We start from the raw sequence: 14807 nt of genomic DNA, 5'->3' as shown, positions 1-14807 counted from the left end.
TTCCCTGCCCCTCCGCGACTCCGTCAGCCCTTGACTGCCATTTCCCCGCCGGGCCATGAGCTCCCAGGCCCAGCTCCAGGGCCGCTACCTCGGCGGGCGGCCACCCTACGGCTACCGGATCGCCGACGCCGGGCCCCACCCCAACCCCTCCAAGGCCGCCGCCGGCCAGCGCATCCACAAGCTCGAGCCCGACCCCGCCGCCGCGCCCGTCGTCCAGCGGATCTTCCGTCTGTACGTGGACGGCATGAGCTACAGCGCCATCGCCGCCCAGCTCACCCGGGAACGCATCCCCTGCCCCCTCCGCCCACGACGCCACCCGCAATCCGCACCGTAAGAAGACCGCATGGCAGCAGGGCGCCGTGCGCGCCATCCTCCTCAACCCCCGCTACACCGGCCACGAGGTCTGGAACAAGCAACGCAAGGAAGAACGCCTCCTCGACGTCGACGACGTCACCCTCGGCCACCGCACCCACATGACCCACAACCCGCCCGACGAGTGGATCCACTCCAACGAACCCGCCCACGAAGCGATCATCAGCCCCGATCTCTTCGATGCCGCCCGCACCGTGCGCATACAGCGCGCCCGCAACCAGGGGCAGCAGGAGCGCGTCGGCAAGCGGGGCGCGCGCCTCTACGCTCTGCGCGGCCGGGTCCGGTGCAGCCTCTGCGGGCGCAAGATGCAGCCCGCCACCATCGGCAGCCGCGTCTACTACCGCTGCGAGTTCAAAGAGGAAGAAGCCGCCCTCTACCCCGACCTCACCCACCCGCGCACCGTCTACCTACGCGAAGACACCGTGTGCCAGGCCCCGGACCGGTGGATCGCCCGGGCCTTCGCCCCCGACCGGCTCTCCGCCACCATCGAAGCGCTCACCCACGCCAGCGTCGCAGCAAGCACCGCAGAGCCCCAGACACCTGAGCAGGCCCAAGCACGCCAGGCGATCAAGGACTGCGAGCGGCGCCTCGCCCGCTACCAGGCAGCCCTCGACGCAGGAGCCGACCCCGCGGTCGTCACCCAGTGGATCAACGAGGCCAGCGGGACAAGGACGCGGCGCAGAAGAAGCTCGACGCGCACCCCGCCATCCCCCGGAAGAAGCAATCCCCACTCGACGCGCAACAGATCCGGCAGATCACTGAAAGTATTGGAGATATTGCAGAGCGCATCCAGATCACCGCCGTCGAGAAGAAAGGTCCGCTCTACGAGGTCCTGGGCATCACTATCAGCTACGAACACGCAACAAGGACCGCGACGGTTAGGTCGAGGCCCTCGCTTGCGTATCGTTATAAGGAGTGTCCGAGGGGGGAGTTGACCGCTGACGATATGGTCGTGGTGGCGCAAGGGCTGCTTGATCTGCGGAACTGAACGCGATTCCGCAATAGTCCTATGCCCCGCACGGGTCGGCCGGCGTCGTTCCCTCAGGCCTGAGCGAGCGGTTCGATAGGTGACACGGTACAGAGCGCGGCACGCCAGGTTCTTGTGACGGATTGGGGCCGCACTGGGTTACGGGCCAAAGCCCTCGTATCCGGACGCCCGCCGGCACGGATCCAGCACTCGCCGCTGGGCCGGCGATCCAATTGTGTGAACAAGCAACCGCACCGTAGGAACTTGCGACGACGCACTCAGGGTGAGTCGCTCCTGCGCACCCGCAAATTAGCCACCAGAGCTTGGAGGCTGGTCAAAGTCCCCTCGTCACCACGCCCTGCGGCTCGCCGTTGACCGTTACGGCCGGATCGGCCTCCACCATCCGCACAGACATGTCGATCGGTGCGGGGCGGGCGTTGGCTGATTCAGCTGCCGAGAGATGTCGGACGTTGGAGGAGCCGTCGGCGAACGGGCGCACCGTGTGGGCCAAGAGGCGGGTCAGCTCGTCGTCGAGGCCGTGCTGCAGAGGGGTGCCGTCGGGGCCGAAGGAATCGATCTCGCGCTCGGCTAGCTGCTTGCCGGTGGCCGCGTGGGTGGCGGTGAAGCGCAGGATGCCGCTCTCGTTGTAGCGGAACTTGATCTCGATCTTGTTCCGGCGGATGTCCTGTTCCCGGGTCGGGAGATCCACCTCGATGTTGGCCAGGGGGAAGGCACGGTCGCTGTCAGCCGGGTAGCCGACCTCGCCCTCGATCACCGGCACGCGCACAGAGGAAGCGCCCGGCGTGTCCGGGTAGAAGTTGGCCGAACCCTCCGCGGGCAGCGTTGCGTTGCGTCGGATGATGGCGCGGAAGCCCTTCTGTTCGCCCGCGCTCACGGCCGTGCCCAGGTCGTAGCTGGTCACCAGGGAGAAGTCGCTGTCGTCACCGAGTTCACCGTCGAGGGAGGCCGCGTAGATGGCTGCACCTCGGGCGACGGCGGTCATGGGCCGGCAGAGGCCGCTGTCGACGATGCGGTCGTGGCCGAGGAGCTCACCCAGGGCGTGACGCACCTGTGGGATCTGCGAGGTGCCGCCGATCATCAGGACGGAGTCGATGTCGTCCGGGGTGATGGCCAGGTCTTCCAGGGCCTGCTGGACCGGCTCCAGAGCGCGGGTGATGAGCGGGGTGATCGCCTCGGTGTACTCGGCCGCGGTGATCCTGACCTCACGCCTGGAGATCGAGGGTGCGAGGCCGACCGGGAGGTCGAAGAAGAGCGCGCCGTCCGTCGGCACGGATGACAGGGCGATCTTCGTCAGTTCGACCGACCGGCGCCACCGACGCCGTTCGGCCTTCGTGAGCTGGTCCCCAGTCAGGCCGATCTTCTGCTGGATCAGCCGGGCCAGAGCGTTGTCGAACTCCAGGCCTCCGAGAGCGGTGATGCCGCGCGAGGTCTGCTCCTCGAAGAGGCCGTCGTCGTATTCGAGGACCGTGACGTCGATGGTGCCGCCGCCCCAGTCGAAGACGAGGAAACGACCTGGGATCGGCACATCTCGGACGTACGAGATCGCAGCCGCGGTGGGCTCGTTGAGCAGGGCCCGGACCCTCACCCCGCCAAGTGCGGCCGCGGCACGGGTACGGTAGCGGGCGCCGCCCGTGGCTTTGGCGGGGACGGTGACAACCGCGTCGGAGAGGTCTAGCAGCTGAGCGGAGACGCCTTCCTTCATCCGGCTGAAGAGGGCGGCGGCCGCGACCGTGCTGTGGAACTTCTCCGATCCCACCCAGACGTGGTGTTCCTCGAGCTGGGCAGCGACCTCGAGGCCGTCGACGTCGCCGTCCTTCTCGGCACCGGAGCGGGTGCCGAGCATGCGCTTCACGGCGTCGAGCGGTTCGCTGGTGCCGGTCTTCGCCTCCCAGCCGAAGCAGAGGGTGCGCTGGAGGTCGCGGACGGACAGCACGGAGGGGAAGAGCTGCTCGAACTCCGACATCTGCCACTGGGCGGGCACGTTGTCGCCGTCGACCGGCAGCACTTCGGTGGTGTGCCCGTTCCAGTGGGCCACCACGGAGTTGCTGGTGCCGAAGTCGATACCGAAAGTCATCGCTTTCCCCTTTGCGTCATGCCAAGTCGCCCGCTCACCGCAGCACGCAACGTCTGCCTGTAGGTCAGCGCTGGAGCCGGGTCCTCCACGCCTGTCGCGGTACTGGGATCGGCAGTCCCCGGCGCAGGTGTTTCCTGCCCGGCAACGGCCCGCAGCCAGCCGCGTTCGACGAGCTTCCCAGACTCCTTGTCGACGTAGGCCGGCACGACGAATTCGAAGGCGACCGGACCTTGCTCCATCACACCGGGATGTTCCTCCACAACGTTGAAGAGTGATCGATCGCCGGCGTCGTCAATGATCTGCAGTCCGGCCTTCGCCGCCTCGTGGCTGATGCGGGTCACCACTGCTGTCAGCTTCTTCGCCTCCAGCGCCTGCCGATGCAAGACGGCCAGCTGGGCCAAGTGCATCTGGCGCGTGCGGATGCTTTCCAGCACCCCCTTGCGTACCGCTTCGGTGAACTGGGGAAGCACTCGGCGCATCAGCTCGGCCCGCAAGGCCGAGATCAGATCGGCCTCGGTCTCCTTGTCGGCCAGAGCTGCGCCCAGTTTCTCCGTCGCCTCCTCCAACTCCTGCTCCACCACGGGCAGAAGCGTCTCGTTGACCGACTTCAGGATTGCGGCCGCGTCCAAAGTCCCCGCAGTGAACTCCGGGATGCCGCTGTCGGCGTGCCTCCAGGGCCTCTTCTCCGCGGCCCTGGCCTCGCCGAGGCTTCGTACGCTCCCGTCCGTCGATTCATGTTCCGACTTCCGCTGAACGTCATCACGGCGGCCAGAACCGCTGTCGCCTTTATCGGCTCCGTTGCTCACGATGTGCTGCTCTCTGAGTTTTCAAGGGCTGCTAGGTCTTCAGCAGCCGCGGAAAGGCGTTCTGTCGCCCTGGTGATTATTTCTCGGGCCGCCTCGGTGCGGGACCACTCGCGGTCGCTGTCCGTGGGCGGCTCGGTGAGCCTCTGCAGAGGCTCGGGCGGGAGTTCCAGCCGGTGGCTCGTGCCGGTGGGGTCCTTCCAGCGGTGCGGGGCGAGCGGGACGGCGAACCAGGGTACTTCCTGCTGCTCCCGCTCGGCCTTCTCGATCATGTCCTTGGAGCGGTTGATCCGGACACGACCGCCGTCGTCGAGTTCCTTCCTCAGGACCCGCCAGGCCTTCTTCCAGTCGTCCGCCTCGTCCGGCACTCCGAGCACCAGATAGGGGTTGAGCGGCTGGTCCCGTTCTCCACCGGCCCGGCCCTCCAGGAAACTGTGATTCCTCCGCAACATGGCCATGGCGCCTCCGCCGAGCTGGTCCCGCACCGGGGGACGGCCTTCGGCGTCCTGCTCCAGGAGTTTGAGGGACTCCGTCATCTCCTGGCCGGCGCGCAGGTAGGCCTGGATGTTCTGGGCTTCCCAGCGCACCGGCTGCGAGTGGTGCCGGAGCCTTGCGGCCATGGTGAGAGCCGCCTTCCTCCGCTGCTCCGCCGTCTCGTCGTCCCCGCGGAGGAGGGCACGGTGCCTCTGCCGCACGGCCCTGATCAGGGTCCGCACGCCGATCCAGCCGTTGAACTTCTTGTTGGTCGCGCTGCGCACGCTGGGGTGGATCCGCTCCAGGAGAACCCACAGCCGCTCGTCGGCGACGAGGTCGTCCGGGACCTCTCCGGTCCGCCGCACCTCGAGCAGGGCGTCAAGGAGCTTCTGTGTCGGCGGAAGGAGGTCGGTCCACTCCTCTGCGATGGCCTTGGCGTCGTTGGCCTGCAGCCTCACCAGCAGGCGCCAGTCCTGCGGCCAGTCACGGCCGGGTTCCGTTCCCGGGCCGGCCTCCCGGCGCTCCCGTTCCAGGGGCCAGGCCAACAGGTCCATCTCCTCGTCGGTAAGGGACGCAGGGTCCAGGCGGGCGCGGAAGTAGGCGGCACGGGAGGTGCCGTCGTGCTCGGGGACCGCGCCGATCCACTCCTCGTCGATGTAGTCGTCGAGAAGCGGCCGGGGCAGCTCCGCCAGGAGCGCCCTCTGCCGAGGGGCCGGCAGGTTGGTCTCCATCAGGCGACGGTCGTCCTGGTAGATCTGCCACATGCTGCCCGGCTCCCCCAGGAGCGGCAGCGGCTTGTCCTCCAGCAGGGCGCGGGCGCGGTCATTGAGCCCGCCGTTGAAGACGTCCAGCCCGTGGTCCTGTGCCATGACGAGCAGGGAGACGCCCTTGACCGGGTCGTCCTGCCGGGACGCTGCATCGGCCGCGGCCCGGGCCAGCTTCTGCGCGCAGAGCGTTCCGGTCTCCGTCTTCAGCGCGTCGGGCAGCACGAGTTCGGCGAAGGAGCGGGCGCGCTCCCAGGCATGCTGGTCAGCGAATCCTTCGGGGACCGGCTGCGGCGTGACCGGTTCCGGCTCCGGCTGCTTCTGCGGCGGAACGGCCGGAGCAGGGCTGTCGGCGGCTTCCGCACCCTGCGGAGCTTTCCCAACGGTCCGGCCCTCGGCGCGGGCCTGGCGGAGGGCGAGGCGGCGGGTGATCTCGCGCTGCCGCAGCTCCTCCAGGCGGACCTGCTCGTCCTGGCCCGCTCCCGGCGGGATTCCTGCCGTCATCAGAGCTCCTCCGCGAAGATGTGCACCTGCTCGATCACCGCTGCAGGGGTCCGGTCCAGGCTGTAGGAGTCGGCGAAGGCGATCCTGGTGGCCAGGCCACCGGCACGGACCTCGTTACGCAGGGCCCGCAGACGTTCGTTTCCGCACTCGTGGGTGGCGGACTCCAAGGGATGCTTCACGGCGACCGCGACGGGCTCGCCGGTGAAGTCCGAGGTGAAGAGCGCCACCGGCCCGGCGGCGGTCTCCTTGAGGCTGACGGTGGGCTCCTCGTTTGCCCAACCTTTCAGCAGGATGGCGTGCTCGTTCGGATCGACCTGCAGTTTCCGGCCGCGCAGGGCGTCGGTCAGGTCGCGGGCGAGCCGCCAGTCGTACAGCGGGTGGAGGCGCATGTTGGAGTAGTCGCGCAGGCAGGCGTAGCAGGAGCTGCGGCAGTTCTGCGCATGATGGTCGGCCTCCAGGTCGTACAGGTAGCGGTCGACCGCCTGGAGGAACTCCTCGATGTGTTCCTCCGAACCGAGGTAGGTGCTGAAGCCTGCGCCGTTGTCGAGGCTGTCGGCAAGGTAGGCCATGACGGGAGCGGCCACCGGCGCGTCCGAGCCGTGGATGCCGCTGAGGAGTTCCTCCGGCTGCACGTCCAGGTGCGGGGCGGCGGCACGGCGCAGCAGGGCGGCCAGCGAGTACCAGGCGGCGCGCCGGCCGTGGTAGGCCTCGGGGAAGCCGTCGATCTGCTGGGATTTCGAGATGTCGAAGCGAAGACCCCGGCTCGTGTCGAGGGCGCCCTTGGCCCCGATGAAGAGCATGTCGGTGTGCTGGGTAGCGCCGAGGGCGATCTCCAGGTCGGCTTCCGCCTTGGGGTGGTCCAGTGCGACGTATCCGCCCCACGAGCCGGTGTTCTTGACGAACCGGAAGAGCTTTCCGGCGTTGGTGTTGACGATGTAGCGGTCGCCGCTGCCGGTGTGGACGACCATCCAGTCGTCGGCGGCACGGTGGATGCGCGGGGCGGTCTTGTCCAGGTCGGTGGCGGTCCGTGCGCTGGTGGCGTTGGAGCCGAGCTCCCGGTAGCCGTCGTAGTCCCGTGCTTCGCGGGCGGCCCGAAAGCCTGCGGGCTCACGGAAGGGGACGGCCCTGTAGTACTTGCTCTCCGCGCCGCAGGCGGGGCAGGTGCCGGCGCTCCCGGTTTCCGGGTCGACGACGGCCTGCGGGTCCACGTGGGAGCAGATCCGGCACATGGCGACCAACTGTTCGGGGCCGAACGGGTCCTCGGCGGCTTGTACTCCGCGACCGCTCGGGACGAGGGAGACCACTCCCATGGAGCGGAGCAGACGGCCGTCCTGCGGGGTTTCGCTGCCCGGTGCGAACTTGCTGAGGGCGACGGCCAGGTCGCGGTTGACGGAGTCGGCCGGCGGCCAGGGGAAGGTCTTGTGCGGGATGCTCCGGTAGAGGAGGCGGGAGCGGGTAGGGAAGCCGAACATGGGCAGGAGACCCGCCTCTGCCAGACGCTGGCTGAGTTCGGGGTGGCCGACCGTCCGGGCTGCCACCTCGTCGACCTGGCCGAGGAGTTCGTCGATGGCGGCCACCGGATCGATGGCGGCGATGCACTCCGGTGTTCCGGCCTGGAGGGCGGCGACAGCGGCTTTGATGCGGTCCGGGTGCTCGACGATCCAGCGGTGGACGGCACCGCGATGCATCGGCCAGTCGGCGGCGAGCCCGAACTGTCCGTGGACGTTGGTCGTCATGTCCGGCCCCTTTCGGCGGTCCTCCGGCTGCTGGGGCTCGAAGGCCTGGCGTAGGACCTCTCCCAGCAGGACCCGCCGGAAGACGGAGACCATGCCGAGGACCAGGTAGGGCGGCGGAGTCGGGTCGTTGGTGATGGCTTCCGGGCGGGCGAAGTAGTGCTCGTCGTGACTGCGGCCGCGGCAGACGGTGAGGGCCACGGCGACCGGGCTGTTGCGTCGACCCGCGCGCCCCACCCGTTGCTGGTAGTTGAAGCGGGTGGGCGGCATGTTGGCCATGATCACGGTATTGAGGGGGCCGATGTCCACACCGGCCTCCATGGTCGTGGTCACGGAGAGCAGTTCCAGGCCGTCCGCCTGCGGGACGTCGTTGTCGCCGAGGAAGACGTCCTGGAAGAGGCTCTGCCGCCGCTGGGCCTCCAGCCGATCCGTCTGGCCGGTCAGTTCCGCGGTGCGCAGGGGGAAGTCACCGGTGCGGTGGGCGGCCTTCCACGCGTAGTAGTCGTCTTCGAGGACTCCGCTGTACTGCTGGGGCACGGCGGGCAGCGGGGTCAGGCACTTGGTGCACAGCCCCGCGCCCGGGTGAAGGTGCGGCCGGTGGCAGGAGCGGCACGTCCAGGTCTTGTTCTCGCCGGGGCGGAGCGCCACCTTCTCCGGCTTGATGACGTAGTCGACGACGGCGTCCTTCCAGACGCCGAGCACCCGGTCCTGGATCGTCTGCGCATCGGTGCCCTGGCGTTCGGCGATCTGCTTCCAGAAACGCTTCAGAGGCGCAGGCGGCCTCTGCAGGGAGGCACGTATCCGGGTGAAGCGCCGCATCAGGCCGAGAATCCGCAGACTGGCACGTGCCACGGCCTGATCGCCGTCCGGGCCGCTCTCCAGAGGCGAGCGGTCGTCGCGCAGGCAGAGCCAGCCGAGTCCGAGCGATTCGAAGTCACGGCCGCCGCCGGAGAAGAGGCTGCCGATGGTCTCGAGGCGGAGGCGGGAGCGGATGCGGTTGAGCAGTTCCTCCTGTGCCTGGGTCTCCACCACCGCTTCGCGGTCCCGCTCCCAGTTGTAGAGCGCGGTCCAGGGCTGTGCGGCCGAAGTCTGCTGGAGCGAGGCCGCGGGACCGGCGGGGTTGGTGCCGTACTTCAGCAGCATGCCTTCGAGGTCGGAGGCGAGGCCGTCCAGGGAGGGCAGTTCGGAGAACTTGCGCTCCAGGTCGGGCAGGAGTTCCGGTTCCGCGTCGAGGTCGTCGGCAAGGATCGCCTTCAGGCGCCCCCAGTCCGCCGGGTTGCGGTCCCGCAGTCGTTCCATGGCGGAACGGGCACCGGCACGGTCGACGGCTTCCCCGGCGTAGTGGGCCTTCACCAGCTGAAGGTCTCCGAACGGATCCCCCTGGCTCCCGACGGCCTCGGCGCTGAGCAGGCGGAGAAGGTCCTGGTAGTGGCGCAGGGCAAGGCCGCTGGCGAGCTCGGAGGCGTCGTCACGGCTGTCGGAGAAGGCGATCGCCTTGCGCCGGCCGTCGGGAAGGTGGCCGAGGGCTTCGGTCACCAACACCTGGTTGATCTTGTAGAAACCGGTGCGCATCCGCCGGACCGGCGCGTTGCGCAGCCGGTCGGGAGACTCCAGCGGGATGAAACGGCCGTCCCTGTCGTACTTGATCTCCCAGTCGTCGCCGCAGGCGGGGCAGCGGGTGGGGAAGGCCTGCAGCCGGGCAGGGTCGTAGGCCGGCTTCTTGGCCTCCTTGTCCAGGGGCACGGAGATGTGGAACGACCATCCGGTGTGCTGGACGTCCCGGTTCTCCAGGCGGCCGGTGGCGGGCTGGTAGGCGCTGCGGCGGAACTCGAACTCGACCTGCGGCCCGCCGTCGGACAGGCCCGCGTGCCAGCCGGGGTCGTCGAGGCCGAGGCCCTTGGTGCGCGGCCAGTACACGACGTAGTTCGCCGCCGTAGGTGCGCCACTGGCCTCGTCGGGGAGGAGGTCAAGATCCGGGAAGTCGGTGTGGAGGGCACCGGTGAACTTGCGCCGCTGGGTGTCCTTGGGGCTCGCGTATCCGCCGAGCATGAGGTCGCCGCAGGCCTGGCAGGACAGAAGCTCCAGCACGCGGGCGCCGCAGGTGCAGCGGGAGGTGGGCTCGGCGAAGAGCCGGCCGACCCGGCGTTCGAGGCCGTGCTCCACGGGGATGTCGGGGCAGTTCGGGTCGGAGCAGGCCCAGATGCCCTCGATGTTCCGGAAGAAGAAGTGGGCGCGGAGCTGGGGAAGTTCGGGGTCCTGTGCGGAGCCGAGTATGCGCAGCACCCCGTGGAGAGCGTCCTGGCGCTGTTCCTCGGCGACGTCCGGGAAGAGGTTCTTCGCCAGTTCGGGGGCGGGCAGAGCACGAGGCTTGCCGCCTGGAGTGAGTGCGCGCTGGAGCGCCGGGCCGAGGCCGGTCTCCCGGGCCAAGGCGATGGCTTCGTCCTGGGTGACGGGGGCTTTCGCGGCCTTCGCGAGGCGTTCGGCGTGTGCGGCCAGGTCGCCCGCTCCGTGGATCTCCTTCGCCTTTCCGAGAATGATCACGCGCCGGGAGCCGGGCAGGGCGAAGAACCCGTCGAGGAACTCGTCGTCCCGGCCGGCCTCCAGGGAGGCGGAGGCGGCGAGCACACGCAGCTTCTCGGGGCACTTGTCGAGGCCGAGACGGTGGCGGAGGTTGCGCAACAGGTAGGCCACCTCGGTGCCGGCCGTGCCGCGGTACATGTGGAGCTCGTCGAGGATCAGGGTGAAGCGGGCGTCCGGGGTCTCCTCCAGCCACTTCCTCGTGGCGCGGAAGATGTGCTCCTCCTGCTTCCGGAGCAGCATGATGTTCAGCATCGAGTAGTTGGTGACCATGATGTCCGGCGGCGCGGCCTGCATGTCCCAGCGGACGTGCATCTCCGCTCCGCCAAGGCGCGGGATGAAGGGCCGCAGTTCCTCGTCGAGCTTCGCGTCGGCCTTGCGCTGCCGTTCCTGGACCTCCCGCAGGTACTGCCGGAGACGGAAGTTGGCCGGCCCGGAATCGCGGCTGCCGGACACGGGGGTGGCTCCCGTGTAGCGGCCGAAGTAGAAGCGGTGTCCGTTGCGCTTCCGGTCCAGCCATGCGTGGGCCTCGCGACTGTCCAGCGACTTCCGGAGCCGGACCAGCTGGTCATCGGCGAGGGCGTTGGTGGGATACAGAATCAGCACCCGCATGGCGGCGGGATGCCCGTGCTCGTTCTGTCGGCTGGGCACGTGGTCCCCGTCTCCCTGCCACCATTCCCGCTGCACCGCACGGGTGCCCTGCCAGTGGGCGGACTCGGCGACCAGGTCGGCGAGGACCGGCAGCAGGAAGGACTCCGTTTTTCCGGAACCGGTGCCTGCGGTGACCACGAAGTCCTTGCCCACGCAGGCGGCGACCAGGGCGTCGTGCTGATGCTGGTAGAGGCTGGTCACGCCGTCGGGAAGCGTGAACCGGGCGAACTCGGCCGCGTCGGGGTGCGCCCCTGCTTCGGCGAAGGAGTCCGCGATACTGACGCCCCGGGAGGCGTACTGCGGACGCAGCTCGATCAGCGGGTCACGCCAGGCCCCGTTGTCCCGGTCCAGGAGATTGCGCCGTTCCTCCATGACGGAACGATCATCGACGCCGAACGGGGTGTCGTAGTAGCGGAAGAGGGCGCTGCGCAGGTCGCCGAAAGTACCCATCACGTCCTGGACATCGGTGTTCGTCACCGCCGCTGTCCGCTGTTCGACGCTCACTTGGTCCTCCCGCCGGTGGCCGCCACTGGTTGCGACGTGATCTCCAGGTTCTGCTGCAGCGAGGCCGCGATCGCCTCGGCAAACGCCCTCGGCACGTTGTCGTACGCGCGGGTCTGCGTCTGCTTGCCCACTGCGGGCGGGAAGCCGCTGCACAGGACGGCCGCGCGCTCGTGCAAGGCGGGCAGGGGCGCGTAATGGTCGACGAAGAGTCGACCGATGCCGGCACGGCCCTTCCCGGATTCCGGCCGCCAGCGCATCACGCTGGTGCGGTGGCGGGCGAGCTCGAGGTAGACACCCGCCTCGCGTTCCACCGCATGGAAAACGCCGTTGCGGCGGACGCGGGTCAGGCGTGCGTAATCGGCTCCGCGCCACCGGTACAGGCCGTCCTCGTCGTCCCTCTCCACGGGGACGAACCGCTGGAGGCGCAGCTCGTACTTCTCCAGCGTGTTGACGGTGCTCCCCCCGGGCGGTGCGGACTCGGGGCCCGGCGCCGCCTGGGGAAGCAGTTCCATCAACTGCAGGGCGGCGCAGGGCACGTAACGGGCCCCGAGGAACTCCGCGGCTTCCTCCAGGGTCCGCAGGTCCTCGTACTGGAACAGGAGGGTGTCGGGCAGCGGCGCCTCCCGGGCCTCCGGCCGGTGAGGGACGGTGATCAGCTCCATCCACTCCTGTGCCGCCTGCTCCACGCGCGTGCTGATCCGCGCGGTGCGCGCGCCGGTCAGCAACGCGAGGCCGTCGGCGTGGGGCAGCCGGGTCAGCACCGGTGGGGCCACCGACCAGCGGTCGGCGCGCAGGTCCACGTCGATGAAGCCGAGGGCGGCGGCCTTGCGCATCCAGTCCCAGTCGGCGTACTCCTTCAGCTCCAGGCCCCATGCCTGGGCCTGGCTGCGGACCCCGTCACGCAGTGCGGACGCCTTGCCGCTGCGGCTCTCGCTCAGCCAGCGCAGGAGGATCCCACCGAACTCGGTGCTGCTCATCGGTCCCGTCATCGGTCCAGCTCCTTCGCGGCCTGCACGTACTCGGCCCACGGGGGCTCGACGGACGCCTGGTGGGCGCCGAGGACGGCGCGGGCCCACGCCCGCGGGTTGCCGGCACTCCTCGGCTTCGGCGTTCCGGGGTTCACCGGGCGGCCCTTCCAGCGTCCGCTACGGCGTTCCAGGAGCCAGCCGCCGATGCCTTGGAACTCGGCCTCGAAGCGGAGCGGGGCGGGGGTGTCGGGGAGACGCTCCGTCCACCAGTCCGGTTGCTCCGGCACCTCCAACGTCCACAGCCGTCCGTCGGCCGCCGCGAACAGCACCTCGTCCGCGTCCCGACGGCACAGCTCGATGACGGCTGCCGCGTCCCGAGGGGTGGCGCTCGTGCAGTCGGCGCCGGTGATGCCGGTCGGCAGGTCCTGCTCGCCGAGGAGGGAGGGTGACTCCGACGCCTTGCCATCCAGGACGGTGAAGCCGCAGACCCTGGTCATCTTCGGCTCGACGACGGCTTGCTCCGCGGTGGCGAAGTGGATCTCCACGTCTGCATAGCTCACCGTGTGGCGGCCCGGCACCAGCCGGAGCACCGCCAGGGGGACGGGGCGGCCCGCGGCGATCGCCTTCCTGAGCTCGGGCCGCTCCTTTCCGTCGACGAGGAGGGTGCCCGTGCCCTCCGTGGCGTCCGGGAGGACCACGTGGGGCTCACCTCCGCGCAGATACAAGTGGGAATCGAGCGAGGGCGCAAGCTTCAGTCCACCCTCGAGGCGGAGCTTGAACTGGGCCGGGGGCTGCAGGAGGCCGACCGCGCCCTGGACCTCCTTCAGCGCCCGGCGCAGGGTGACCGCGTCGTCGAACGTGACGGGCTTGTGCATGGACCAGCCCTGCGGCACCCAGGCCAGCTTGCTGGTGTCGGCGCTCCGGCCCGTGGTCGCGGCCTTGTCCAGCAGCCGCTGCACGTCCCGCTGCGCGGTCGGGGCGGCGAGCACCACGTGTGCCTCTCCTGGGCGGAAGCCGTCGGTGCCGGCCCAGACGCCGAGCACGTCGTCCCGTGCGAGCACCAGGACGGAGGAGGAGGGTCGGCTGAGCACCAGGTTGTCGCCGTCGCGGCGGATGCCCCTGGCGAGGGTGTCCGCGCTCGGGGCGGGCAGGCCCGTCACCTCGTAATAGGCGGTGTCGCCGAGCTGTTCGAGGACGACGCCGCCCTTGAGCTCGATGTGCTTTCTCTGCTCCGCGGACCGCAGGCGCGCCACCCAGCTGAGCCGCCCCGCGTCGAGCCGCACCAGGAGTTCGGCCCGGGTGACACCGGTGGGCACCAGCTCGTCCGAACCATCCCAGGACGCGGCGTAGTTGCCGATCAGCCTGGCGAGGAAGGGGCGGAACTCCTCCTCCTGCAGAGCGTTGCGGAAGCCCTTGGAGAAGTGCTGTTCCATGCCCCGGATCTCGATCTGGGCCAGCAGCGTCTCCCCCGGCAGCGGCCAGGTCGTGCCGTACTCCCGCAACGACCGGAAGAACTTCGGCATGAAGGACCGGTCCGCGCCGCTGAGGAGTGCCTGGGACTGGGCGAACCCGATCATGCTGCGGTTGGAGGGCAGGTCGGCGGGGGCGGGAATGGTGCAGAGGCCCCGCGCTCCCTTCTGGCTGTGCTGCCAGGAGGCCAGCACCTGCCACATGCGGGAGACGGGCTCGTAGTGGTGGCTGCCCAGTTGCTTCTCGTCGCCGGTCAGCAGCTCGGAGAAGCGGGCGTGGTAGGCGGTGGCCCGGTGGTTCCGGTCGTTCACCATCCGGGAGGCGGCCATCACCGAGCAGGCCAGCAGCGGCAGGAAGGCGGGCACGCCGTCCTTGTCCTGTTGCCGCCTGCGCCAGCGGTAGTCCTCCAGCGCGCTGTACGGTTCCGCGGTCCCCAGCCGCAGGAACCTGCCCACACACCGGGCGAGGGGCTCCTCCATGCCGTATCCGTGCCTGAGCTCCTGCTCCACGTCGTCGTCCACGTAGAACAGCGTCGGATGGCCGGCGTGCTGCCGTCCGAAGAACTCTTCGGCCAGCACTTCTTGCCACGCCTGATAAGAATGATCCACTCTGTCCCCACAAGAGATGTTCCGATGCCCTATTCGTCGAATTCCCCGGCATGGAACGGTCTTCCGCGTCACCCTAGACCCGCCACTGTCAACGGGTCACTCCCGAACGCCTTCCCGGGCGCAGCCCTCGACTCCCGCCAACTGACGCAACTTGACGGCGCGCAACACCCGGAGACGCCCCACCCACCCCTCACCGTTTCCACCAGCGTCAAGCGTCCATGGCGGCGCTCACACAACCACCCGGAAGGCATGACCAGAGCTTCACACGGCAATGAATGCCCCCTACAAGCAAAGGCTACCTGTGCAGGTGATGTGAG

8 protein-coding genes are annotated in these 14807 nt (G+C 69.2%); 2 read left to right on the top strand and 6 right to left on the bottom strand.

Annotated elements, in window-relative coordinates; all coding sequences use genetic code 11:
* Positions 1-55: 55 nt before the first annotated feature.
* A complete protein-coding gene (locus tag ACFYZE_RS20965; RefSeq protein ID WP_388995975.1) occupies positions 56-334 on the top strand; it encodes a recombinase family protein in 279 nt (92 codons plus the stop codon).
* Positions 335-359: 25 nt separating this feature from the next.
* Positions 360-1307 carry a recombinase family protein gene (locus ACFYZE_RS20960; RefSeq protein WP_388995973.1) on the top strand — a complete coding sequence of 316 codons (948 nt, stop codon included), beginning with the start codon at positions 360-362 and terminating at the stop codon, positions 1305-1307.
* Positions 1308-1673: 366 nt separating this feature from the next.
* Here ACFYZE_RS20960 and ACFYZE_RS20955 read toward each other — a convergent pair whose 3' ends face one another.
* The 6 genes from ACFYZE_RS20955 to ACFYZE_RS20930 are packed head-to-tail and all read right to left on the bottom strand — an operon-like array spanning position 1674 to position 14490.
* Positions 1674-3434 (bottom strand): Hsp70 family protein, encoded by a 1761-nt coding sequence (locus ACFYZE_RS20955; RefSeq protein WP_388995970.1) that lies wholly within the window; start codon positions 3432-3434, stop codon positions 1674-1676.
* The gene (locus ACFYZE_RS20950; protein WP_388995967.1) at positions 3431-4240 is read right to left on the bottom strand and encodes a hypothetical protein; all 810 of its coding nucleotides are present in this window, start codon (positions 4238-4240) and stop codon (positions 3431-3433) included. The genes ACFYZE_RS20955 and ACFYZE_RS20950 overlap by 4 nt, the downstream gene beginning before the upstream one ends.
* Entirely contained in the window at positions 4237-5979 is a 1743-nt protein-coding gene (locus ACFYZE_RS20945) for a hypothetical protein (RefSeq protein ID WP_388995964.1), read from the bottom strand. Before ACFYZE_RS20945 ends, ACFYZE_RS20950 begins: the two co-directional genes overlap by 4 nt.
* The gene (locus ACFYZE_RS20940) at positions 5979-11444 is read right to left on the bottom strand and encodes a DEAD/DEAH box helicase (protein ID WP_388995961.1); all 5466 of its coding nucleotides are present in this window, start codon (positions 11442-11444) and stop codon (positions 5979-5981) included. Before ACFYZE_RS20940 ends, ACFYZE_RS20945 begins: the two co-directional genes overlap by 1 nt.
* On the bottom strand, positions 11441-12433 hold the full coding sequence (locus ACFYZE_RS20935) for a hypothetical protein (protein WP_388995958.1): 993 nt from the start codon (positions 12431-12433) through the stop codon (positions 11441-11443). Before ACFYZE_RS20935 ends, ACFYZE_RS20940 begins: the two co-directional genes overlap by 4 nt.
* The gene (locus ACFYZE_RS20930) at positions 12430-14490 is read right to left on the bottom strand and encodes a hypothetical protein (protein ID WP_388995955.1); all 2061 of its coding nucleotides are present in this window, start codon (positions 14488-14490) and stop codon (positions 12430-12432) included. Before ACFYZE_RS20930 ends, ACFYZE_RS20935 begins: the two co-directional genes overlap by 4 nt.
* Between the last annotated feature and the right edge of the window lie 317 nt (positions 14491-14807).

It is taken from the genome of Streptomyces sp. NPDC001796, from assembly GCF_042892355.1.
In the GTDB taxonomy this organism is placed as follows: Bacteria; Actinomycetota; Actinomycetes; order Streptomycetales; family Streptomycetaceae; genus Streptomyces.
The sequence above is the reverse complement of the archived record's forward strand: the minus strand, read 5'-3'. Positions and strand labels throughout refer to the sequence as shown.